The sequence below is a fragment of the Allocoprobacillus halotolerans genome (assembly GCF_024399475.1).
Classification (GTDB): domain Bacteria; phylum Bacillota_I; class Bacilli_A; order Erysipelotrichales; family Coprobacillaceae; genus Allocoprobacillus; species Allocoprobacillus halotolerans.
Map to the genome: position 1 here is coordinate 450,960 of NZ_CP101620.1, position 22,905 is coordinate 473,864.

Here is a 22,905-nt window from a genome sequence, read left to right on the forward strand (position 1 = left end):
ACTCTCCTATAATCTTTCTAATATAATTGTCGTTTTTGCATCAATATAATCGACAATATCTACATATTCAGGATGGATAAATCCAATAACATTTGTTCTTGCTTCAAATGGCAAATCTTCTTTGATAATATAAACTTCTCCACTATAACGTCCAGCTAATTGATTTTCCATAACGATATATCCACGTTGACGCATAGTGTTATGGAAAACTGGAACATTTGATAAGCGAGGCAATGATAACCTGACAATCATTTCTGGTTGATCTTTTCTAACGTTTATTTTTTGATTATATAAATAAGCGTACTGACTTTCTAAATGGCATGGAATATGCATCTCACCATTTTCCATATAAGCTTTTATATTTTTAAGGGTAGGAATGGAAGCTTGGCTATCTCCTATAAATATATCTTTCATTCCACAGTCATGAATCAATTCAACAGCAGCAACATATGGATTCATCGTACGATGTTTTTCAACGGTTGGTAATCCTTCATATAATGGAAATCTTTTTAACACATCTCCACATACAAAAGCTTGAATTGTTAAATCATATTGATGAAAGATTTTATTTTTTTCTTGAAAATAATCTAATGATAAGCCTGTTTCCTTATGAGGATAAAAATTATGTGTAACAGCAATGCGTTTCAAATCAATACCTGCTAGTTTAGCTCCTTGAAGATATTCTTCATCTATAACACTCGCATTTAACATTAAATAGAAATCTTTTTGTAAAGTTTTTATCATTTCATAATCATCAAAACCATAATCTAATCTCAAAGCCTCAAATCCCATTTCTTTAAGTTTTTGATAATGATGTGGTTGAATATTTAACTTTTCAAAAGTAGCTGGTGAAACATCAGGAACGACCTGTAAACCAAGTTTCTGGCATTGCTTGAAAAAGATTGGTAATTTTTGATCTAAATCAGAATAATCTTCTTCAGGAATATGTAATGAAGTAAAAACATATTCCACTCCACAATTTCTTGCATCTTCAAGATATTTTAAATCAAGATCTTGAAAATATATTGATATACCTAGCATATTGTTTTCCTCTATTCATTATTTGATAATGGTGCATGCATATACGCTTTAACAGGTGCTGATATACTTCCTTCAATCGCTCTCACTTTTAATTGAGCTTGATAATACTTTTGATAAGGAACATCATTTACTTTTCCATTAAAAATCGTATACTTCTTTAATGCATCAAACCATATTTGAACTTGTTCATCAGTCACTGTGACATAACATGTAGGTGTAAATCCTATGAGATCCTCACAGTTTTCTCCATACAACAATTGAATTTCTATTCCTTCTTTTCTCAATCTTTGAACGGCTGCAGTAACTGTTTCATATGTATAATAATGTCGTGGATGCATTGTACCTCTCCAATGAGTGACAACCAAATCAACTTTTTCTTTTTTAAAGTAATCCATGAGTATTCCTATGAATTCTTCTTGATCTGGAAGAGTTGCAGAAGTATATTTCATATTCAAACAATCACATAACATAGTTTTATCACATTCTATATTTTCTTGACGAATGTTATCTAGATATTCTTTTTTTCTTGTTCTGTAGCATCTTTACGATCTAATCTTCCTTCAGTCACATTGATCATTGTACAATGTGCGCCTTGCATTGCATACTTTATAAGTAATGGTCCACCCATAAGTTCGGCATCTAAATGGTGACCTCCTATACACACAAGTCTTTTATATTTCATGACTATACCTCTTTTCTATATAATTGATATGTTCTATAAACTTTGACATCATGTCTTTCATAGAAACGTTGAGCTGCACCATCAGTCCATAAAAAGTAAAGATAGCAAATTCCTTTTTGTTTCATTTCTTGCATCATATATTCAAATAATACGCCACCAATACCTTTTGATCTTAATTGTTCACTTACACCAAAAGGTCCAAAACGTGCATCATTGCCATCAATCTTTCTCATACAGAATCCTAAAATCTGATTCTGTTCATTTACGACTAATAAAATTGTATCAACAGCTTCATTTTTTTGCATCGCAATCAAAGCATTACGTTTCCAGCCAGCTCCAAAATTTTCCAACAAATAGTCCAATAATGGCAACATATATTCATCATGATAACGAATGATATGAATACCTTCTTTTTCTAATGAAATAAGTTTCTCTTTATATTGATTGGACATATGATAATCCCATAGACTTCTTTGCATACTTACTGATTCATTGCGAAAAACATAGTTTCTTTTTTCAAAGAATGCGATAGCATTTTGATATCTTTTATCAATGCCAGGGAAGAAATAATTAGGACTATAGGCACATAAAGTTATTTCTTTTGTTCCTAAATCTTTCAATCTTTTTTCCACTTCATCACATAATAAAGTTCCAATACCTTGATGTTGATATTCTGGAAGAACACCCATAATGACTATCCATCCACGATTCTCTTCTAATCCTCTTTCTAAATAAGGAATTTTTCTTCTTACACCATAACAAAATCCCAATACTTTTTCCTCGTTTGTAGCGAGCAGGAATAAATTTGAATCAAAATTTTCATCTAACAAAATAAGTTGTTTAAATCTTTCTTCATCAATTACATCATAAATCAAGCTTTCATTCCAACAAGTTAATACTTGTTGGAATTTATCTTGATGAAAACTTTCTAACTTCACATTTCCCATATATATTATCTCCTATTGATTATTTTCTATTTGAGGGGATGTATCATCACCTTGCATATCCATTTCTTGTTGAACAGCTAATTCTGCTTTTAATTCCTGTCTTTCCATAACTTTAAAGAATGGTAAGAAAATAAAGAATATAATTACAAAGTTAATTAAACTAATAATCATTGCTGAAATTTTAAATCCTGAACCAATAAATGCCATTAATGGAACAGGCATTGTCCAAACGACATTCGCTACAATCGGTGGTTCTATTCCAATTGAAATTAAGATTGCATTCCAAATAAACATAACACAAAAACCAATAACCCAAGGTACAAACATAAGTGGATTTAATACCATTGGTAATCCATACATAATAGGTTCAGCAATATTAAACACTGTTCCAACAATTGATAATTTTCCTAATACTTTAAATCTTTTAACCGATGAAATAACACAAAGCAATGCAATTGGGAAGACACTTAATCTAACATAAGCATTTACCCAGATTGATGAAAATAAATAAGGTATATCTTGACCAGCAGCAAAAGCCGCTAAGTTCGATGCTGCCATACTTTCCCAAATTGGAGTCATAATTGATCCAACAATATTTGAACCATGTAAACCAACAAACCAGAAAATACGATCCAAGAAAAATGCAAAGAATTGAGCTACTGGGCCACTTCCAGCTACGACAAGATGAGAACTCAAATCGTTAAATATTGTCATTAAATTAAATCCTTCAATATTTCTTCCTACAAATGCACAAATAATCATAATCACAGTAATAGGAATCAAACTTGTAAAAGCATCGGCAACCATTTGCGTAACACCATTAGGCATTTTAATTGTAATATTTTTATGAACAAGATATCTATAAATTTCTACTGTTACAATACTAATTAAAATCGCAGTAAATAAACTTGGAGCTCCTAAAATATAAGCAGGCCAATCAAAATTTTCTGATAAAGTCGTAAAATCAATAAAACATAAGAATCCAATAAGACCTGCAATAGCACAAACAATAGCATTTACTTTTTTATCATAGTTTTTATGATAATATTCACCAAGGTAATATGCATTCAAAATAGCTGTCAATAAAGCCATTAAGTTAATACTTATAAATACAAGTTGTGTGAGTCCTGGTCTTATCACATCAATGATACCATTAATTGTTGCAGCTACTTCTGGCATTCCTAGTCCAGTGCCTTCTGCAAATAAGCCACCTAAATTTAATACTAATGTCGCTGTTGCACCAAGTATCATATAAGGCATAAAAACAATAAAAGTCTTTTGTAATGTTTGTAAATAACGAATATTTGAAATACGAATTAAAGGTGGTGCTAATCGATTTTCTACAAAATCACTGATTCGCTCCATAACATTTCCTTTCTTATGAATATCACTCATAGTTTTATCTCCTTCTAGTCCCTCTCTTTTCTTTTGATAATCGCGATTTATTATTTCTAGAAACCCCTTACATCGGACTATCTTAAGTATAGCACTCCTTTTTCTCATTTACAATACTTTTCCCAAAAAAAATGGAACTTTTCTCAAAAACTAGAAAATTTCCATATTTACACATATTTTTAATTCATGTTATAATGTTAATACGAGGTGATTTTATGAATCCTAAAGAACACATCAGGCTACACGAAACAGAATTTACAAAATCAGAAAAAATTATCGAAGAATATGTTTTAAAAAACTTTGATACAATTTCTTCCTATCCTATTCAGGAAGTTGCCAAAAAATGTAAAGTTTCTAAATCTGCACTTTTAAGATTTTGTCAAAAATGTGGCTTTAGAGGATATAGTGAATTTCGTTATGAAGTATCACGCTATGTTCATTCAATGGTAGAGATGGATACTGATGATGATAATAGCTCTTCCATCTATTTATCTCTATATGCTAACAGGATTCAACAACTTCAACAATCTACCAGTTCTCAATTTCTAGATCATATTATTCAACTTATAAAAGACGCTTACAAAATTAAAATATATGGTATTCACGAAACTGGTTTATCGGCTCAATATCTTTCCTATCGTTTATGTACAATCGGTATTGATTCTGAGGCCATTGTCAATTCAAGTATTATGACTGAAAAAGCATTAATGTCAAATCAAGATGATCTTAATATATTTCTATCTCTATCTGCTGAAACAACAGTCATTAAAGATGCTATTCAATATGCTTATGAATCCCATTCAAAAATCATTTTAGTAACTCAAAATAATCATCATAGTTTTCATCAAAAAATCGATAAAGAAATTATTTTGCCAACTTTTAATAATGAAGATTTACATTTTTTTATTGATTCTCAAGCTCTCGTTTTTATAACTATAGACTTGATTATTAATCATCTCGCAAAAAACCTACAAAACCAGAAAAATAAAACAGTTTGTACTGCCTTATAAAATAACAAGAGAATTACTCATTTATAATCTTCTTTTTTTGTGTCAAATATTTTATCACAAATTCATGAAATTCTTTACGCCAATCTAATATTTTTTTGTTTTCTCGTGTTGGATGCACTCTATTGGACAATAAGATAATAGCTATTTGATTTTCCAAATCAATCAATAGCGATGTACCAGTAAAACCAGTATGAGCAATTGTTTTCTTAGAATTTAATGACGAAAAAAGACTATGAGTTGTATAAGTCAAAAATCCAATACCTCTTGGAATTTGATTCTCTGGTGAAAAATTAGTAAACATATTGTCAATATGCCTTTTATTGAGAAATGTTTGATTTTTATATTTTCCATTATTCAAAATCATTTGTGCATAATGTTCCAAATCTTGAATATGAGAAAACAGACCTGCATGTCCAGCTATGCCTCCCATCATCCAAGCTTTATGATCATGAACTTCACCTCTTAACATACGATGGGCATACAAACTATATTCAGTAGGAGCACATTTTTCAATATCTGATGGACAAAAACATGTATGAGTCATTTCTAATGGTTTAAAAATTTCTTTATCTAAAACTTCTTGTAAAGATTGTTGCGTTATGATTTCAATGATTTCACCTAGAATAATGTAACCTAAATCAGAATAAATAACTTCCTTTCCAGGGATAACCTGATGCGAATACTGACAAATCCTTTGAACAATCTTACGCTTATCTTCATTCATACTCCAATCAAAATCTGCTGGCAATCCAGAAGTATGTGTCAATAAATGAAAAACTGTTATGTTATTATTTTTGAAGTCTGGCAAAATATATTGAATTGGAGTATCATATGATATATATTTTTCCTGAATCAGTTTCAAAATCATAGGTGTTGTTGCAACAACTTTTGTAAGACTAGCTAAATCATACAAAGTATCAAGATCATTTTCTTTGGGTGATATAATTTGTGATTTATATCCCACACAATAACGTTCTATATTTTGATGATCAATAATAGAGCAACAACAACCTGGGAAAATATTTTCTTTATATGCATTATTTAAAAAATTTTTTATCTCGTTCATAATCGCTCTCCCATCCCCAAAACATTATACCATTATTGAAATTTAATTTCAATTAACATTTTAATATTCTAAAATATTATTTTAATAATATTTAATTTCTCTACTATCCAATAAGCTTACATTTATCAAAATCATCCATTGATATATCTTGATGCCATTTTTCAAAATTCATGTTTTGTAAACGATAACCTTGCCATGACAGTAGAATTTAAATAAAATCAAAAACATGCAAACATCTATTACACAAATCAAAGAAAAGGAATATCCAAAAGGATCAAAAAAATATAAAGATAACTTACCAATTGTAGGAATCACCTATGATTCAAACAAAAAAACATATATGTTGTAAAAAATAAAGGTTCGTAAAAATGAACCTTTATTTTTATTTCAATAATTGAGAAACAAGATTTTTTGTTTCATACAATTTATTTTTATTATTTTCTAAATCATGTTTGTATACACCATAATATAATAAATCAGTTACAACTAGCGAAGCTGTTCTTGATGAAATTGCCCCAATTCTTACTTCTTTTTCTTCCAATGGAATAAACAAATTAAGAGTTGCATTCTTAGCAACGACATTATTAGAATTTTGAGTAATAGATAAACTTGGTATGCTATCTTTCTTCAATTTCTTTGCCATTCCTGTAAGACCAGCTGTCGTTCCTGAATAACTTATAAAAATAGCAACGTCATTTTTTGTCATACTTTCAGCAAAAGTCATTTGGACATGGATATCAGTATTATAAATTGCTTTTTTCCAATTCTTAATAATTTTTGTGAAAAGTCATAAGCAACAATAGCTGAACTTCCTACCCCAAACAAATAAATTGTTTGTGCATTAACGATATAATCTATAGCTTTTTGCAAATGTTTTTCATTAATCATCTGATAAGTTTTTTGAACTGTAGAAACGTTTAACTGACAAGATTTATGAATGAGTGATGTTAAATCATCAGTTTCTTCTAATACTGTATCAATATCTTCTTCTGGTCTTTCCTGCGACTGAGCTAGACTCATTTTTAATTCTGTAAAACCTTTATAACCTAGTTTTTTAGCAAAACGAATCACTGCTGCAGCCGATGTTTGACTTTTTTCACCCAGTTGTTGTGCTGAATCATTTAAAATATCATGGGTATGTTCTAAAATATATTGAGCAATCATCTTTTCAGTAGATGTATAACTCTTTTGCGCTTCTTTAATTTGTACTAAACAATTCATAAATAATCACCTATTACCATTATATCAATGCTTTCACAAAAAAACCAGCTATTATCTTGGTGGCAGGGTGATATTTCCTAAAATTACATTGTCTTTAGCTCCAGTGGCACTTTTGATATTAGAAAAATGATGATGCAATGTTTCATTTCCCATAATTGCAAAAGCTATTGCCTCTTTAGCATCACTGGAATACCCTAATTCATCTTGTGTATAAACAGGGATATCCTTTAATTCCTCTTTTATATATTGAATTAAAGTCTGATTATGACTTCCACCTCCACCAATAATAATCTTATCTAAAGAATAATCTTTTAAAATATATTTTTGATAATGATAAGCCATAGATTTGGCAGTAAAATAAGTGAAAGTAGTTATAATATCTTCAGGTTTTTCATTTTGATATTGATGAATCAAAGAATGAACATAATTTTCACCAAAATCTTCTCTACCTGTTGATTTAGGTGGTGTTTTTTTCATATAAGGATGGGCCATTAACTCTTCAAGTAACTGAGAAATAACACTTCCTTGACTCGCAATACGTCCTTGATCATCATATTCTTGATGATATAATTTTCGACACGCTTCATTCATCATCATATTACCTGGACCCGTATCAAATGCTTGTATTCTATGAATATCCTGCCCAATCAATAAAGTCACATTTCCAATACCACCAATATTTTGTAAAGCAATATTTTGATTTTCTTGACTATACAAAAGAAATTCACTATATGGAACAAGAGGCGCTCCTTGTCCATTTGCTGCCATATCCATCACTCTAAAATTTGAAACGATTGTTGTATTAAAAGCATAAGCCAAAATGGCTGGTTCTCCAATCTGCAAAGTCGAAGACAAAAGTTTTCCTTTTTGAAAAGGAATATGATAAATAGTTTGTCCATGTGTCGCAATAAATTGAATGTGTTGAGATGAAATATGATATTTTTCAAGTAACGTCTGCACTGCTTCAACAAATAAATATCCTAGTTCAAAATTCAAACTGCAAATTTCATCCACACGAGACAATTTTTCATCACAAGCTCTCTTTATTTTTTCTTTCATTTCTAAAGGCATAGGATATTCGTGATAACCAATGACTTTTAATTGTGTCTGTAATCCATAACCTTCAATATCAACTAATACTGTATCCACACCATCCATTGATGTTCCTGACATGATTCCAATTGCATACATGATTTTTCACCTCAAAAAAATAATACACTTTTTGAAATTACATTTCAATATTTATCATATAATAAAAAACTATAAAGAATAAATTCCTTATAGTTTCATCAATATTTTATAATCCTTTTTCAGTTAATTCTCTAGCAACATCATCTTTGATTGTCACACCTTCAGCTTCAAGCTGAGCAATCTTATCAGCAAATTGTGGTAAGTATTTTTTATGTGCTAATAATAATTCATCTAAGACACGTTTTGCTGTTTCTCCTGATGGAATTTGTGGGTTTAAAATGAAAGCTTGTAAAGCCATTCCATAATCTCCTGTCACAGCTGCTTCTTCTACACACCATTCCATATTTTTCATACATTGTAGCCATCCTCTTTCAGCAGGTTGTAATGGTCCAAATGCAATCGCTCTTGCACCTGTCGTTCCAATAAATGCTGAAACTTCAACAGCTGAATCAGCTGGTAAATCAGGTACTGCTCCATTATTTCTTGTTGTAACTACGATATGTGAATTCTTATTGGCATAGATTGAAGCAATTGTTTCACAAGCAGCATCACTGTAATGTGCTCCACCACGTTTTGCAAGTTGTTCTGGTTTATGGTCTAAATCAGGGTTCTTGTATAATTCAAATAATTCTTCTTCAGTTTGTTTAACTTGTTGTGCTCTTGTTCCAATTGTATTGTATTCTTCTAATCCATGTTTTAACATTTCTTCTTGACGATAGTAGTATCTATGGTATCCACATGGAATCATTTGCATTTGATCTAATTGTTCTTTAAAGAATGGAATATCATGAATATTGGCTGGAATTCCTCCATCTTTTCCTTCATACATTGCATCAATGATTTGTTGTGTCACTTCTTGTCCATTTTCATCAAAGACTTTATGCCAATGGAAATGATTCAATCCAGCAAATTTATAAGTTAATTGATCCAATGTTTTTCCAATTGTTTCAGGTTCTTTCATCATCGCTCCAACAGGCACATTACATAATCCAATGACTTTATCCCATTTACCATATTTCATAACAGCTTCAGTCACCATTCCACTTGGATTTGTAAAGTTAATTAACCATGCATTAGGACATAATTCTTTCATATCTTCTACAATGCTTAAAATCACAGGGATTGTTCTAAAAGCTTTAAAAATACCTCCAGCACCATTTGTTTCTTGTCCTAACATTCCATAAGAGAAAGGAATTCTTTCATCTTTTACACGTGCATTCAATAACCCAACTCTAAATTGTGTTGTAACAAAGTCAGCATCTTTTAAAGCTTCTCTGCGATCTAAAGTTAAATGAACTTTCACATCATAAGGAGATGCATCCCACATACGTTGAGCCATTGTTCCAACAATCTCTAATTTTTCTTTACCATCTTCAATATCAACTAGCCAGATTTCTTTGATTGGAAGTTCATCATATCTTTTAATAAATCCTTCCATTAATTCAGGTGTATAGCTACTTCCACCACCAATAGTAACAATTTTTACAGGTTTCTTTTCCATAATCCGTCCTCCTTTTTCTTAACTATAAGTATAATATTAAAAAGTTTACTTTGTTTGTTTTTTTCATTTCTTGAAAACATTTTATGATAAAAAGCCAAATGAAAGAATCCATTGTTCAATCATTTGACTTATTTTTTAACCTTTCTTTTTCTTATTAGCATAATATGCTCTTACAAGTGTTTGAGTTTTTCTAATATGTTTTTGAATCGTATCTTTAGCTAACTTTTTATCACCAGCAACTATTGAATCTAAGATAGCACGATGCTCCTGAATCGCTGTTTCTAATCTTTCTGGTTGTGTAATCGAATGACGACTTGTGACCGAAACATAATAATGAACATCCTTTAATAATTGTTCAAAGTACTGTGATTGAGTTGCCTGATAAATTGTTTCATGATACAAAATATTTAAATCATTAATTTTTTCCTGATCTTTTTTAGCTGTATAAAATTCCATCAATTCAAAAACATCTTTAATCTTTGCAAGATGTTCTTCATCCATTCTATCAATGGCTAATTGAATCGCTAAACCTTCTAATGCACAGCGAATTTCAAACATATCATCAATATCACGTGGCGAAAATCCTTTGACATAGACACCTTTATTAGGAATGCTTTCAACAAGTCCTTCTAATTCTAATTGTTTTAAAGCTTCACGAATTGGTGTACGACTAATTTTTAATTCATTCGCCAAGGTCAATTCATTAAGCTTTTGTCCATGTTCATATTCTTCATTTAAAATACGATCTCTTAAAATATCAAATATTTTATTACCTAAAGAGCCATGTGATACATGTTCAAATAAACTATGTGATGGCATTTATTTTCCTCCTATAATTCATTAATTATTGCCTGAACAAATTCAGTTGTAGAAGCATGACCACCAATATCTGGTGTCACAGTTTCTTGTTTTTCTACCACTTTTGCAAGTGCTTCTCTTAATTGATTTGCTGCTTTCATGTTCCCTAAATCTTCTAACATTAATGCAAAAGCCAATAATAATGCACTTGGATTGGCAATATTTTGACCAGCAATATCTGGTGCACTGCCATGAACAGCTTCATAAATACGATATTCATCACCGATATTACCACTTGGCGCAAACCCAAGTCCACCAACTAATCCGGCACATAAATCAGACACAATATCCCCATATAAGTTTGGCGCAACCAAAACATCAAAAGTTTCTGGTCTTAAGACAAGCTGCATACACATATTATCAACAATAATTTCTTGGGTTTCAATTTCAGGATAGCATTTAGCAACATCTCTAAATGCTTCTAGGAAAAGTCCGTCCGTATATTTCATAATATTGGCTTTATGAATTGCTGTGACTTTATGACGATTATTCATTTTAGCATATTCAAAAGCATAACGACAAATCTTTTCGCTGGCTTCTCTAGTAATAAGTTTAATACCATTTGCCATATTATCATTGATTTTATATTCAATTCCTTTATATAAATCTTCTGTATTTTCACGAATCATCACTAAATCAATATTTTCATATTTAGAAGCAATGCCTTTAAAAGAACGAATTGGTCTCACATTGGCATAAGTTGCAAACTTCTGTCTTAAAGCAACATTGACACTTCTAAACCCTGTTCCAATAGGTGTCGCAGTAGGACCTTTTAAAGCCCATTTATATTCTTGAATGGCTTCAACCAATCCTGGTTCAAAAACTTTTCCTGTTTCACTGGCATATTCAGCCCCCGCACGATATTCTAACCACTCAATATCTAAATGCATAGCTGTCGTGATGTCTTTTACACTTTGCGCAATTTCAGGTCCAATACCATCACCTGGAATCAATACTGCTTTCATTAAAAATCCCCTCCTAATTCTTTAATGGCATTTAATAAACCACCTTGTAAAATCATGACTTTTTCTCTTGGTGCTAAAGTCAATTTAGCTGTTAACTTTTCTTTTGTACGTCTATTTTCAACAACAATTGGTTGATCATTTTCTACAGATTCTTTAACATTAATTAAAACATATTCATCTTCTTGATTAAAGAAATCATAACCCTGTTGATCAATCACAATTGGTAAAATCCCATTATTAATCAAATTAGAACGATGAATTCTCGCAAAAGACAAAGCAAAGATGGCTCTAATTTTCAAATAATTAGGCACTAAAGCCGCATGTTCTCTAGAAGAACCTTGTCCATAATTATCACCACCAACAATGAATCCTCCATGATTTTCTTTTGCTCTGGTATAGAACTGGTCATCTACTTTTGAAAAAGCAAATTTTGCAAGATGAGGTACATTTGAACGGAATGGTAAAAGTTTTGAGTCAGATGGCACAATATGATCTGTTGAAATATTGTCACCTACTTTTAAAACAACTTTTCCTTGAATATCTGCATCTAAATTTTCTCCACGAGGCACTGGTTTAATGTTTGGTCCCATATAAACTTCTGTTTCAGGATCATATGCATCAATAAAGAAATTCTTATTTTTAATAAATGGTGTAGATGGCACTTCATCCAAATACATATCATCTTCAAATTCACAAGATAAGTATCCTTTAATGGCTGAAAGTGCTGCAATTTCTGGTGATACCAAATAAACACTGGCATCATTTGTCCCAGAACGTCCTTTAAAGTTACGATTAATTGTTCTTAAAGAAACACCTTGAGAAAGTGGTGCCTGACCCATTCCAATACATGGTCCACAACCACATTCCAAAATTCTCGCACCTGCTTGAATCATATCAGCCAATGCTCCATTTTGTGATAACATGGCTAAAATACTTGAAGACCCTGGTGCAATAACCAATGATACATGATCTGCCACTTGATGTCCTTTTAAAATCTTCGCTGCACGCATCATATCGGCAAATGATGAATTAGTACAAGAACCAATCACAACCTGATGAATATGCATTCCTTCTAATTCTTTGGCACTCACCACAGCATCAGGACTATGAGGTTTAGCAACCATTGGTTCTAATGTCGATAAATCAATATCCAATCTTTCATCATACTTTGCATCTTCGTCAGCTTTTAATTCTACATAATCTTCTGCTCGTCCTTGTTGTTTTAAATATTCTAACGTTCTTTCATCCGTTGGGAAAATAGATGTTGTGGCACCAAGTTCAGCTCCCATATTACAAATTGTCGCACGATCTGTTAAAGATAATGATGCAATGCCTTCTCCTGTATATTCAACGATTTTATTGACACCACCTTTAACACTCAATGTCTGTAAAATCTTTAAAATAATATCTTTAGCACTCACCCATGATGCTTTTGTTCCTGTTAAATTCACTTGAATAACACTTGGGCATTGTAAGTAGTATTTTCCTGTTGCCATTGCTACGGCTACATCCAATCCTCCGGCACCAATCGCAATCATTCCCATTGCTCCACAAGTTGGTGTATGTGAATCACTTCCTACAAGTGTTTTCCCAGGTTTAGAAAAGTTTTCTAATTGTAATTGATGACATACCCCATTACCTGGTTTAGAAAATGTAATTCCATGCTTTCTGGCAACACTGCGAATAAATTCATGATCATCCATATTTTCAAACCCTGTTTGCAACATGTTATGATCAATATAAGCTACAGCTTTTTCCACTGCCACATGACCAACATCCATAGCTTCTAACTGTAAATAAGCCATCGTTCCAGTTGAATCCTGTGTTAATGTTTGATCAATACCAATACAAATAGGTTTCCCTGGAATCAATTCTCCTTCTTTTAAATGTGCTTGTAAAACTTTATATGCTAAATTCATTTTTTGACCACCCCTTATACTTATTGTATACAATTATACAAGGTTATGTTTAAACAATCAACTATAAGTTTTTTCAAGACACAAAAAAAGAAACAGCTATATAAAACTGGATCTAAAATATATGATTGAAATTGAAATTTTATAATATTGAGAACATAGAACTAAGAAAGAATAATAATCCTTACATAATATCCTAACGAATTATTATTCCTTCTCATTTTTGTTTTACTTTCTGTTTCATATACAAAAATAATTGATCTAGAAGAACCTAGCATCATTACCAGTTCTTCCTATTGCAATTTATTTACAATCCTAAGTGCATAGATGAGATGACCAATTTTAAAAGTTTTCCTCTTTTATTTTTCCTGCCACTCTATCGCTACATCTTTACCATGATGTGCAAGCCCTATATAAACAACTTTTCCTTTTATTTCAATATCATATTGTCTATCTCTAATTTGTTCTACTGCCTGTTTAGCAACTGTCTGTAATCTTTCTTGACTGGTTTCGTTGTCTGTTCCAATATACTTAAACTCAAATACAAAGGATGTCTTATTTTCATCTTTTGACTGTAAAATGATATCACATCTGCCTTTGCCTACTTCTCGATTGCTGATGATTTTATAATCATAAGACATCCATGCACACATGCCTAGAAATAAAACATGATAGCTATTTTCATCTTTTAAATCATGATATGATGGTAATATTAACAACATATTTTGATATCTGTCTTTGAAGTCTTCTTTCTTTTCAAGTCTTAAAGCATTGAATAAACCATTCAAATTATTTTCTTCTATATTTAAATAATAGGCAGTAAGGTTTCTAAACTCCTGGCGAACCTCCTGATTTGGAATTCTCAAAACATAGAGATTATTTTGTCTATCAACTGTTTTTTCAATCGTTAAATATCCCGCATTGACAAACAATCCCCATAAGTTCTCTATTTCACTGATTTCAAAAAAGCTTGTTTCCAGATACATGGTTGTCTCCATACATCCCGTCTGAACCAACTTCTCAAAATCTCTATCAAAAGATTGGTTTCTGATTTTCATTGCCTCTTTGATCATTTTATTGCTGCTAGTATATAGCCAATATGGACTCTCTTCACCAGTTGCAGCATAATTTAAAACTGACCATGGATTATAGATCTGCGTATTTCCAAAATGATAACCATTATACATCATTTTAACTTTATCATTTAATTCTAAATCATAATATTCTAACAGTTCTTTGACTTCCAATTCTGTAAATCCAAAGTATTGAGAATATTCTTTATCTGCCACAGTACATACCACCAAATTATTCAGATCACTGAATAGATTTTCTTTTGCCACCCTTTGAACCCCTGTCAACATAGCATACTGTAAGCTATCAGAAGATTTCAATGCAGCATGAAGCATAGAGGATAGATTTTCTCTAATCTCATTATAAAATCCATTGACATGAGCTTCAATAAATGGTGTATCATACTCATCAATAAATACCATAACCTTTTTATGATAATATCTTTCCATTCGTTCCATCAAAAAAGACAAAGCATTCTCTATACCATTAGCACTACCATTGTTATATTGAGCTAAGCTTTCCATTATTCCCTTGTAAATTATCATATCAAATTCATCTAAATCTTGAAAAAGATGCTTATTTAATTGATAGAGTTTAATGAGATTCTGTTTAATAGAACTTATAATATTTATTTTATTCCCTTTTGCGTTTGCAAAGGAAAGAAAAATAGTTGGATATTGATTCATTTCAGAAACATATGCAGTAGTCATGATCTTGGTATCCTTAAAAAGTTCCTTTGAATCCTTCGTGATGTCAAAGAACTCTGCCATCATCGACATATTAATGGTCTTTCCAAATCGTCTTGGTCGCGTGATTAAAGTGACTGCATTTTTTCTTTTAGAAAATCTGAAATCATTAAGCTTTTATCAACAAAATAATAATGATCTGTTTTTAATCTTCTATAATTTGATACTCCTCTTGGTACTGCCAGCTGCATAGTCATTCCTCACTTTCTTATGCTCATTATAACATAATCATTAACCAGTTTCAGTAAGTATTTGTCTTATATCTTTCCATTCTTGTCGATCATTTTATGGCATAGATAAGCTTTGAAAAAGAAAAATCATTTAACTAAAATTTTAAAAAAATCACTTCATGATTTTTTAGCAGGATAAGGGAATGTGGCACAATGATGCACCAATCGCTTGACTTGAACAACTTGCTAGAAGTGAGGTTTATCTTATCAAATTATTAGTGAATAGTAATTTAAAATTTGATGTTTTAGAAATACAGTTTATCTTTTCAATGATGTATGTTACAATGGACAAGGTGATAAAAATGATATTAGCTTGTTCATCTTTAAAGAAATCATTTCAAGGAACTGATTTGCTTAAAGATATTACATTTAAAATTGAAGATCATGATAAATTAGCTATTATTGGTGTCAACGGTGCAGGGAAAACTACTCTTTTAAGAATCATTTGTGGTGAAGAAAGCTATGACGGTGGGGAAATCTTTATGCCCAAAAATACCAAATTAGGTTATTTATCACAACATAATACATTAGATGCCAATTGGACTGTCTATCAGGCATTAGAAGACGTTTTCCAATCACTGATCGATAAAGAAAAACGTCTACGTGAACTTGAACAACAAATGTCCATTCATCAAAATCTTGAATCCATCATGGATGAATACGAACGTTTAACATATGAATTTGAAAGTCATGATGGCTATGCCTATCAAAGTCAAATCAAGGGTGTTTTAAAAGGTTTAGGATTTGAAGAATCTATGTGGGATATGCCGATTTCTATTTTATCAGGAGGTCAAAAAACACGTTTATCATTAGGACGTTTATTATTATTAAAACCTGATTTATTACTTTTAGACGAACCAACTAACCATTTAGATGTTGAGTCTATTGAATGGCTAGAAAATTATTTAAAAAACTATCCTCATGCCATTATCATGGTTTCTCATGACCGTTATTTCATTGATCAGATTTCTAATCAAATTGTTGAAATTGAAAATGGGAAAGCCACAACGTATAAATGTTCTTACCAAGAATATGCAGTCATCAAAAAACATAATCGTGAAGTAGAACTGAAACATTATATTGATAATCAAAAAGAAATCAAACGTATGCAAGAAAGCATTGATTTATTAAAATCATATAATCGTGAAAAACAGGTCAAACGTGCTGAAAGCAAAGAAAAAGCATTGGCTAAAATGGAAAAAGTAGAAAAGCCAGATGCCTTACCTCAAGCAATACGTATTCAATTTCAGCCACTTGTTGAATCAGGATATGATGTTTTAAAAGTTAAAGATTTAGCTATGGCTTTTGATAAACCATTATTTGAACATATTGATTTTGAAGTCAAAAAACAACAACGTGTCGCTTTAATTGGACCTAATGGCATTGGTAAAACAACATTATTTCACATCATTTTAAATGATTATGTGCCAACAAATGGGAAAATCAAATTAGGCAGCAAAGTCATGCTTGGTTATTATGATCAGGAACATACATCTTTATCTTTTCAAAAAACAATTTTTCAAGAAATCAGTGATACATATCCTCAAATGAACAATACTGAAATTAGAAATGCTTGTGCATCTTTTCAGTTTAAAGGTGATGATGTTTTTAAAACGATTGATGTTTTATCCGGCGGAGAACGTGGGCGTGTGGTTTTAATGAAACTTTTATTATCACGCTGTAATTTCCTCATTCTTGATGAACCTACAAATCACTTAGATATTGAATCTAAGGAAGTTTTAGAAGATGCTTTGTTGTCATTTGAAGGAACCATTTTATTTATTAGCCATGACCGTTATTTTATTAATAAACTAGCTACACAAGTCGTTGAAATGAGTGCACATGGCAGTCATGTTTATACTGGTAATTATTCTCAATATTTAGATAAAAAAGTCCAAATCAAAGAAGTCAAAGAAAAAATCAATCTTATATCGAAATCAAAAAAGCACAGTCTTTACAACGTAAACAACAAAATCAAATCAAAAAGATTGAAAAAGAGATTTCTCAATTAGAAACACAAATTCAAGAATGGAATAGTCAGTTGCAACTTGAAGATGTCCTGAACGATTATAAAAAGTATAATGAAATCATTAAAAATATTGATGAAGCCAATTTACAACTTGAAGAACTTTTACAACAATGGGAAGATATGCAAAAGGATTAAAGCCAAAAACTTTAATCCTTTTCTCTTGTTCTAACAAATTCTATATAACGTGTTCCCTGAAATGTTAATTCACCAATATCATTTTCTACTAACATACCATATTCTTTACCATTCACCGCTAATTCTAAACGATCACCACTTTTCACTTCAAACGTTACATAATAAAAAGTTGAAGAACTATCCATCATATGATCATCTCCATGATGATGATAAGAAACATCCATACGTTTGGATACAACTTTTGCTTGAACAGTTAATCTTGGTGATTGATTATTATAATGCCATTGTGTGATCCCTTTGATTAAAACGAATGCAAATGTGCCAACAACAAGCATAAACATAATCGTAAACATGGTTTCAAAACCACCATTTTCTAAAAGCCCCATATGTTTCTCTCCCTCCGTTTTATCTTATCATATCATAAAAAAATGGAATTGTTATGAATTTATGATTTTTACGATATAAAAAGGATTTTCATTTTGTGGAAATAATATGATTTTTCATCTTTTTCCGTTATAATATCATTGTAAAAAAAGGAGGAAGAAAATATGATACACAAAACATTAAAACCATTTCCTAAAGATTTTCTTTGGGGAGCTAGTACTTCTGCTTATCAGGTAGAAGGTGCAAATTTAGAAGATGGAAAAGGTCCATCTTGTCAGGACGTGAAGGTTGTTCCTGAAGGAACTTCTGATTTAACTGTCTGTGCTGACCAATATCATCGTTATAAAGAAGATATTGCCTTAATGGCAGAAATGGGATTTAAAACTTACCGTTTCTCTATCGCATGGACTAGAATCTTACCTCAAGGAACAGGTGAAGTCAATCCAAAAGGGATTGAATACTATAATAACGTGATTAATGAATGTTTAAAATATGGTATTGAACCATTAGTCACAATGTTCCACTTTGATATGCCTGCTGCATTGGATGAAAGAGGAAGCTGGGGAAATAGAGATTCAGTAGATTGGTTTGTCAATTTTGCAAAAGTTATGTTTGAAAACTTTGGTGACCGTGTCAAATATTGGTTAACAATCAATGAACAAAACGTCTTAACTTTAAGTGGACCAGTCATTGGAACACTTCATTTACCTGAAGGATGTACAAATGAATTAAAAGAAATCTATCAACAAAACCACCATATGTTAGTAGCACAAGCCAAAGCGATGGCATTATGTCATGAAATGTTACCAGATGCAAAAATTGGACCTGCTCCAAACATCTCACTTGTTTACCCTGCTAGCTGTAAACCTGAAGATGTTTTAGCTGCTCAAAACTTTAACGCTATTAGAAACTGGTTATATTTAGATATGGCAGTTTATGGTGTTTACAACAACATTGTATGGTCATGGTTAGAAGAAAACGATGCAACACCAGAATTTGCTGAAGGTGATGCAGAGGCATTAAAAAATGGACATCCTGATTTCATTGGATTCAACTACTATAACACTGCAACATGTGAATGGTCTGATGGTTCAGAAGATTTATCTGGTGCTAGCGATCAACAAACTTCTAAAGGTATTACTGGTATGTATAAAGGATATAGAAATACACATTTACCAACAACTGAATTTGGTTGGGAAATTGATCCAATGGGATTTAGAGCAACTATCCGTGAAATGTATTCAAGATATCGTTTACCATTATTAGTCACTGAAAATGGTTTAGGTGCTTATGATACATTAACAGAAGATGGTAAAGTTCATGACCAATATCGTATCAGATATTATCAAGATCATATTTCTCAAGTACGTTTAGCTATTAGTGATGGATGTGAAATGCTAGGATATTGTCCATGGTCAGCTGTTGACTTAATTTCAACACATGAAGGTATGGTGAAACGTTATGGATTCATCTATGTAGATAGAGATGAATTTGATTTAAAAACATTGGATAGATATAGAAAAGATTCTTTCTATTGGTATAAAAAAGTCATTGCTTCTAACGGCGAAGATTTAAGTGATTAAACAAAAAAGCTTGTCATTATGACAAGTTTTTTTGTTTAGATTTTATTATTTTCATAGCAAAACCAAGCATTGGCCCAAATAGAATCATTCCAATAACAGTTCCTTCTCTTACAACAAAAGGCATTGATAAAACAAAACTTAATAAAAGACTGATGATAATACATAAAATATCAATCCCCTGTCGGCATTGGTGAAAAGGGTATTGATATTTTTGACAAAACGCATGACAAACACCTTCTAATGGATAAGTTATTAAATTCATCGTCATAATCAAAGCAACTATGATAGCAGACAATATATAAACACCAATAATGATAATTATTTTCATTGGATAATATGTAAACTCAAATGTTAATATATTATAATAAACAAAATTAATAACATATCCTATTAAAAAACTTAAAGGTATTTGCATCATATGTTTCCATGTAAAATGTTTTTTCAAGATAATCAACTCTAAGAAGACACATAAACAATTAAGTATTGTTTCCATTGTACCTACTTTTACATGCATAGCATTAGCTAATGATTGTGAAAATGCTGCCCATGAATCAACACCAACATTGACTTTGAGAGCCAATGCGACAAGTGCTGCATTAAAACATATAAGTAATAAGAGAATAAAATATTGATATAGATTTTTCTTCATATGAAAGCTATCGCTGTCTAATATAAGCTTTTATAAAACGAATCGTTTCATCACCATCATAAGGTCTAACTGTATATTCTTTGACGGCACTTGGTACAATAAAAGTTTCTGCATAATGGACAATAAATGGTTCAAAAGCATGAGTAGGACTTTCGATAACAGCACTTGTTCCTTCGACAAGATTTAACATATGCACACCATCATCACATTGATGAAAAGTTTTTTGCTTAGAAGTGATACGTCTTGTTTCAATAAATTCTAATTCATGTAATCCTGTTTTTTCTTCACAATAATCATCGTCTTGATAAATCGTTTCAATATGATTAACAAGTTGTTCTTTAACCCAATTTGTTGTACGATTCCATTGAATATTTTGAACACCATCTTCAATATGAATAGGACGTGGCAATCCATCAAGTCCTAAACGATCCCAATCCCATAATTTGAAAGTAAAGATATACGGTGTCGCACTGATTTCTAAAACCATACATCCTGATGATGAACAGTGAACTGTTCCAGCTGGGATTAAAAAATGATCATGTTTTTTAGCAGGGAAAAAATTAACATATTGATCAGCTGGAAAAGTTTGTTTTCCTTTTTGAGCTTCTTTTAAATCATAAATCATATCTTGTGGATTGATATTCTCTTTCAAACCTAAGTATACGCCTCCATTTTCCTGAGCATCTAAAATATAATAACTTTCATCTTGTGTATAAGTCATTCCAAAATGAGATTTGATATACTCAGTGAGTGGATGAACTTGTAAACTTAAATTTTGACCATCTATTGTATCTAAAAAATCAAATCGGATTGGAAACTCAGCACCAAAACGACAATAATTTTTCATTCCCAATAACTCAACAGGTTGGTATAATACCAAATCCATTGCAGGTATTTCTATTCTTGTTTGACCATATCTTAAATATAAACTGTTTTCTTCAGGAACTCCATCAAAACTCCATGCATAATTTTCTTGTTTTGGATCAAGTCCACAATGTTCTTTCATCCATTGTCCACCCCAAACACCTGGATCAAAATAAGGAACAAGTCTAAATGGACGCTTTGCTAGTTGTTTTAACCCATTCCTTAACGCTTGACCCGTTACCATCTTCGGATAACCTTTTTGATTACTATCGATTAAATAATCAATTTTTTCAAACATCTTCATTTTATGCTTATCTGCGATTCTCCATTCTACAAAGAATCCTCTTTTGATTTTCTTCAAATTATCTTCATCATGATTATCAGCTTTAAAATTTGGCATCCCTTGACGATAACGACATTGAATCTCCCATCTTGCTAAATCACAGTATATATATAAATCTCCTTGACTAATAAGTCCTGACCCGACACCGTAAATTAAAATTTTCTTTGATTCAATAAGCACTTTTTGCATTTCATGAAGTTTTTTAAAATCAACAAAATCTTCCATACTTCCATAAAACATAACACCACGAACACGATCATCTGTTAAATGAGGTCGCATCATTTCATTAAGTTTATCTTTATCATAAAAAATATCTTCACTTCTTAGGACAATCTCTGGTTCATAAATATCTTGTACAAAATCTAAAACCTCATTATCCACACCCGGATAACAATCCACCACAAGACATTGAACTTGATGAATTGTTTTGTTTAATTCCTTTTTGATTGCATCTAACCCATCAAAAGCCTCATGGTCATAACCAACTATTTTGGTTTCAGGAAATTTATCATAATTCATTTTGATTACCTACTTTTAAAAATTCAATTTGTCCATTTCTTTTCAATACACGATATGGAAAAGGATGATCTTCAATAGCTTGATAATCATGCCCTGCTGTGGTTGGCCAACAAGCCCCTACTTTTAAATCCTTTTCCCCTGTATTCACTAAACGATGAGCAATATGTCCATCAATATAATGTAAAGACCCTTCATAAATCTTTTCTGCCCAACATTTTCCTGATTCATCCATCAATAATAATAAACCTTCACCTTGAATACCAAAATAAATTTCAGCACAATCTCTATCTTCATGAAAATGTCCTTTTGTCATATTACACTCATTATTAATTAATAATGGTTTTAAAACAGTCAGTCCCCAATAAAGATGCCCAGGAATATCTGGATTTCCTCTTGTGTAAGAATAAACATCATAGACAACTTGATCATCTAAAATATCAGGGTTTTGATAAAGATAAGAAACTTCATGATATTTTTTTGATAACTTTCTACATTTTCGCCTTCAACAACACCTTGATAAATATGATGAAGGACTTGTGGTTCTAATATTTTCATATAC

Annotated in this window: 24 protein-coding genes; 4 read left to right on the forward strand and 20 right to left on the reverse strand. The window is 31.3% G+C overall.

All coding sequences use genetic code 11. From position 1 onward, the window contains the following. Positions 1-6 precede the first annotated feature (6 nt). The 5 genes from NMU03_RS02800 to NMU03_RS02820 are packed head-to-tail and all read right to left on the reverse strand — an operon-like array spanning position 7 to position 4,065. Positions 7-1,041, reverse strand: a complete 1,035-nt coding sequence (locus tag NMU03_RS02800; RefSeq protein WP_290141114.1) for a MupG family TIM beta-alpha barrel fold protein — start codon at positions 1,039-1,041, stop codon at positions 7-9. 11 nt (positions 1,042-1,052) lie between these two features. After that, positions 1,053-1,511, reverse strand: coding sequence for a PIG-L deacetylase family protein (locus tag NMU03_RS02805; RefSeq protein WP_290141116.1), 459 nt, complete (start codon positions 1,509-1,511; stop codon positions 1,053-1,055). Between the two features lie 38 nt (positions 1,512-1,549). Beyond that, positions 1,550-1,723: a hypothetical protein gene (locus NMU03_RS02810; RefSeq protein ID WP_290141117.1), complete on the reverse strand. Its 174-nt coding sequence runs from the start codon at positions 1,721-1,723 to the stop codon at positions 1,550-1,552. 2 nt (positions 1,724-1,725) lie between these two features. After that, a complete protein-coding gene (locus tag NMU03_RS02815; protein ID WP_290141119.1) occupies positions 1,726-2,670 on the reverse strand; it encodes a GNAT family N-acetyltransferase in 945 nt (314 codons plus the stop codon). A gap of 12 nt (positions 2,671-2,682) precedes the next feature. Beyond that, positions 2,683-4,065 (reverse strand): PTS sugar transporter subunit IIC, encoded by a 1,383-nt coding sequence (locus NMU03_RS02820; RefSeq protein WP_290141121.1) that lies wholly within the window; start codon positions 4,063-4,065, stop codon positions 2,683-2,685. A 215-nt stretch (positions 4,066-4,280) separates the two neighbouring features. Here NMU03_RS02820 and NMU03_RS02825 point away from each other — a divergent pair, with 215 nt between their 5' ends. Continuing rightward, on the forward strand, positions 4,281-5,075 hold the full coding sequence (locus tag NMU03_RS02825) for a MurR/RpiR family transcriptional regulator (protein ID WP_290141122.1): 795 nt from the start codon (positions 4,281-4,283) through the stop codon (positions 5,073-5,075). A 13-nt stretch (positions 5,076-5,088) separates the two neighbouring features. On the opposite strand, the gene NMU03_RS02830 is transcribed toward NMU03_RS02825, so the two are convergent. The 10 genes from NMU03_RS02830 to NMU03_RS02875 all read right to left on the reverse strand — a co-directional run bounded on the left by NMU03_RS02830 (position 5,089) and on the right by NMU03_RS02875 (position 15,801). Next, entirely contained in the window at positions 5,089-6,141 is a 1,053-nt protein-coding gene (locus NMU03_RS02830) for a serine hydrolase domain-containing protein (RefSeq protein ID WP_290141125.1), read from the reverse strand. 382 nt (positions 6,142-6,523) lie between these two features. Then, positions 6,524-6,847, reverse strand: a complete 324-nt coding sequence (locus NMU03_RS02835) for a MurR/RpiR family transcriptional regulator (protein ID WP_290141126.1) — start codon at positions 6,845-6,847, stop codon at positions 6,524-6,526. Between the two features lie 14 nt (positions 6,848-6,861). After that, positions 6,862-7,362 (reverse strand): MurR/RpiR family transcriptional regulator, encoded by a 501-nt coding sequence (locus NMU03_RS02840; RefSeq protein ID WP_290141127.1) that lies wholly within the window; start codon positions 7,360-7,362, stop codon positions 6,862-6,864. Between the two features lie 51 nt (positions 7,363-7,413). Next, a complete protein-coding gene (anmK, locus tag NMU03_RS02845) occupies positions 7,414-8,553 on the reverse strand; it encodes an anhydro-N-acetylmuramic acid kinase AnmK (protein WP_290141129.1) in 1,140 nt (379 codons plus the stop codon). Between the two features lie 106 nt (positions 8,554-8,659). Further along, positions 8,660-10,054 carry a 6-phospho-beta-glucosidase gene (locus tag NMU03_RS02850; RefSeq protein ID WP_290141130.1) on the reverse strand — a complete coding sequence of 465 codons (1,395 nt, stop codon included), beginning with the start codon at positions 10,052-10,054 and terminating at the stop codon, positions 8,660-8,662. 135 nt (positions 10,055-10,189) lie between these two features. After that, positions 10,190-10,873, reverse strand: coding sequence for a GntR family transcriptional regulator (locus tag NMU03_RS02855; RefSeq protein WP_290141131.1), 684 nt, complete (start codon positions 10,871-10,873; stop codon positions 10,190-10,192). Between the two features lie 11 nt (positions 10,874-10,884). Then, the gene (locus NMU03_RS02860) at positions 10,885-11,877 is read right to left on the reverse strand and encodes an isocitrate/isopropylmalate dehydrogenase family protein (protein ID WP_290141133.1); all 993 of its coding nucleotides are present in this window, start codon (positions 11,875-11,877) and stop codon (positions 10,885-10,887) included. Beyond that, the gene (locus NMU03_RS02865) at positions 11,877-13,796 is read right to left on the reverse strand and encodes an aconitate hydratase (RefSeq protein WP_290141135.1); all 1,920 of its coding nucleotides are present in this window, start codon (positions 13,794-13,796) and stop codon (positions 11,877-11,879) included. The genes NMU03_RS02860 and NMU03_RS02865 overlap by 1 nt, the downstream gene beginning before the upstream one ends. A gap of 356 nt (positions 13,797-14,152) precedes the next feature. Next, positions 14,153-15,643, reverse strand: a complete 1,491-nt coding sequence (locus NMU03_RS02870) for an AAA family ATPase (protein WP_290141136.1) — start codon at positions 15,641-15,643, stop codon at positions 14,153-14,155. A 35-nt stretch (positions 15,644-15,678) separates the two neighbouring features. Then, on the reverse strand, positions 15,679-15,801 hold the full coding sequence (locus tag NMU03_RS02875; protein WP_290141138.1) for a hypothetical protein: 123 nt from the start codon (positions 15,799-15,801) through the stop codon (positions 15,679-15,681). A gap of 341 nt (positions 15,802-16,142) precedes the next feature. Between NMU03_RS02875 and NMU03_RS02880 the strand changes: the two genes are divergently transcribed. Further along, positions 16,143-17,852 (forward strand): ABC-F family ATP-binding cassette domain-containing protein, encoded by a 1,710-nt coding sequence (locus tag NMU03_RS02880; RefSeq protein ID WP_290141140.1) that lies wholly within the window; start codon positions 16,143-16,145, stop codon positions 17,850-17,852. Continuing rightward, complete coding sequence (locus tag NMU03_RS02885) at positions 17,840-18,004, forward strand: hypothetical protein (RefSeq protein WP_290142265.1); 165 nt, start codon at positions 17,840-17,842, stop codon at positions 18,002-18,004. The genes NMU03_RS02880 and NMU03_RS02885 overlap by 13 nt, the downstream gene beginning before the upstream one ends. 11 nt (positions 18,005-18,015) lie before the next feature. Here the strand turns inward: NMU03_RS02885 and NMU03_RS02890 are convergent, their stop codons facing one another. Beyond that, positions 18,016-18,390, reverse strand: coding sequence for a DUF2500 domain-containing protein (locus tag NMU03_RS02890; RefSeq protein ID WP_290141142.1), 375 nt, complete (start codon positions 18,388-18,390; stop codon positions 18,016-18,018). A gap of 162 nt (positions 18,391-18,552) precedes the next feature. Between NMU03_RS02890 and NMU03_RS02895 the strand changes: the two genes are divergently transcribed. Next, entirely contained in the window at positions 18,553-19,971 is a 1,419-nt protein-coding gene (locus NMU03_RS02895) for a glycoside hydrolase family 1 protein (protein WP_290141144.1), read from the forward strand. A 16-nt stretch (positions 19,972-19,987) separates the two neighbouring features. Here NMU03_RS02895 and NMU03_RS02900 read toward each other — a convergent pair whose 3' ends face one another. From NMU03_RS02900 to NMU03_RS02915, 4 genes are read right to left on the reverse strand one after another with little or no spacing between them, the layout of a single operon-like run. Beyond that, positions 19,988-20,620, reverse strand: a complete 633-nt coding sequence (locus tag NMU03_RS02900; protein ID WP_290141146.1) for a YczE/YyaS/YitT family protein — start codon at positions 20,618-20,620, stop codon at positions 19,988-19,990. Between the two features lie 7 nt (positions 20,621-20,627). Then, a complete protein-coding gene (locus NMU03_RS02905; RefSeq protein WP_290141148.1) occupies positions 20,628-22,346 on the reverse strand; it encodes a class I mannose-6-phosphate isomerase in 1,719 nt (572 codons plus the stop codon). Next, positions 22,336-22,782, reverse strand: a complete 447-nt coding sequence (locus NMU03_RS02910) for a glucose-6-phosphate isomerase family protein (protein WP_290142266.1) — start codon at positions 22,780-22,782, stop codon at positions 22,336-22,338. The genes NMU03_RS02905 and NMU03_RS02910 overlap by 11 nt, the downstream gene beginning before the upstream one ends. Beyond that, complete coding sequence (locus NMU03_RS02915) at positions 22,776-22,901, reverse strand: hypothetical protein (RefSeq protein WP_290141150.1); 126 nt, start codon at positions 22,899-22,901, stop codon at positions 22,776-22,778. Before NMU03_RS02915 ends, NMU03_RS02910 begins: the two co-directional genes overlap by 7 nt. Between the last annotated feature and the right edge of the window lie 4 nt (positions 22,902-22,905).

What these genes read in the sequence shown, in the direction of transcription:
- NMU03_RS02830 (WP_290141125.1), bottom strand. Translation starts at nt 6,141, where the DNA reads ATGAACGAGATAAAAAATTTTTTAAATAATGCATATAAAGAAAATATT.
- NMU03_RS02875 (WP_290141138.1), bottom strand. Translation starts at nt 15,801, where the DNA reads ATGCAGCTGGCAGTACCAAGAGGAGTATCAAATTATAGAAGATTAAAA.
- NMU03_RS02880 (WP_290141140.1), top strand. Translation starts at nt 16,143, where the DNA reads ATGATATTAGCTTGTTCATCTTTAAAGAAATCATTTCAAGGAACTGAT.
- NMU03_RS02895 (WP_290141144.1), top strand. Translation starts at nt 18,553, where the DNA reads ATGATACACAAAACATTAAAACCATTTCCTAAAGATTTTCTTTGGGGA.
- NMU03_RS02855 (WP_290141131.1), bottom strand. Translation starts at nt 10,873, where the DNA reads ATGCCATCACATAGTTTATTTGAACATGTATCACATGGCTCTTTAGGT.
- NMU03_RS02800 (WP_290141114.1), bottom strand. Translation starts at nt 1,041, where the DNA reads ATGCTAGGTATATCAATATATTTTCAAGATCTTGATTTAAAATATCTT.
- NMU03_RS02820 (WP_290141121.1), bottom strand. Translation starts at nt 4,065, where the DNA reads ATGAGTGATATTCATAAGAAAGGAAATGTTATGGAGCGAATCAGTGAT.
- NMU03_RS02810 (WP_290141117.1), bottom strand. Translation starts at nt 1,723, where the DNA reads ATGAAATATAAAAGACTTGTGTGTATAGGAGGTCACCATTTAGATGCC.
- NMU03_RS02870 (WP_290141136.1), bottom strand. Translation starts at nt 15,643, where the DNA reads ATGTCGATGATGGCAGAGTTCTTTGACATCACGAAGGATTCAAAGGAA.
- NMU03_RS02865 (WP_290141135.1), bottom strand. Translation starts at nt 13,796, where the DNA reads ATGAATTTAGCATATAAAGTTTTACAAGCACATTTAAAAGAAGGAGAA.
- NMU03_RS02900 (WP_290141146.1), bottom strand. Translation starts at nt 20,620, where the DNA reads ATGAAGAAAAATCTATATCAATATTTTATTCTCTTATTACTTATATGT.
- NMU03_RS02835 (WP_290141126.1), bottom strand. Translation starts at nt 6,847, where the DNA reads ATGACAAAAAATGACGTTGCTATTTTTATAAGTTATTCAGGAACGACA.
- NMU03_RS02860 (WP_290141133.1), bottom strand. Translation starts at nt 11,877, where the DNA reads ATGAAAGCAGTATTGATTCCAGGTGATGGTATTGGACCTGAAATTGCG.
- NMU03_RS02905 (WP_290141148.1), bottom strand. Translation starts at nt 22,346, where the DNA reads ATGAATTATGATAAATTTCCTGAAACCAAAATAGTTGGTTATGACCAT.
- anmK (WP_290141129.1), bottom strand. Translation starts at nt 8,553, where the DNA reads ATGTATGCAATTGGAATCATGTCAGGAACATCAATGGATGGTGTGGAT.
- NMU03_RS02840 (WP_290141127.1), bottom strand. Translation starts at nt 7,362, where the DNA reads ATGAATTGTTTAGTACAAATTAAAGAAGCGCAAAAGAGTTATACATCT.
- NMU03_RS02805 (WP_290141116.1), bottom strand. Translation starts at nt 1,511, where the DNA reads ATGTTATGTGATTGTTTGAATATGAAATATACTTCTGCAACTCTTCCA.
- NMU03_RS02915 (WP_290141150.1), bottom strand. Translation starts at nt 22,901, where the DNA reads ATGAAAATATTAGAACCACAAGTCCTTCATCATATTTATCAAGGTGTT.
- NMU03_RS02890 (WP_290141142.1), bottom strand. Translation starts at nt 18,390, where the DNA reads ATGGGGCTTTTAGAAAATGGTGGTTTTGAAACCATGTTTACGATTATG.
- NMU03_RS02850 (WP_290141130.1), bottom strand. Translation starts at nt 10,054, where the DNA reads ATGGAAAAGAAACCTGTAAAAATTGTTACTATTGGTGGTGGAAGTAGC.
- NMU03_RS02825 (WP_290141122.1), top strand. Translation starts at nt 4,281, where the DNA reads ATGAATCCTAAAGAACACATCAGGCTACACGAAACAGAATTTACAAAA.
- NMU03_RS02815 (WP_290141119.1), bottom strand. Translation starts at nt 2,670, where the DNA reads ATGGGAAATGTGAAGTTAGAAAGTTTTCATCAAGATAAATTCCAACAA.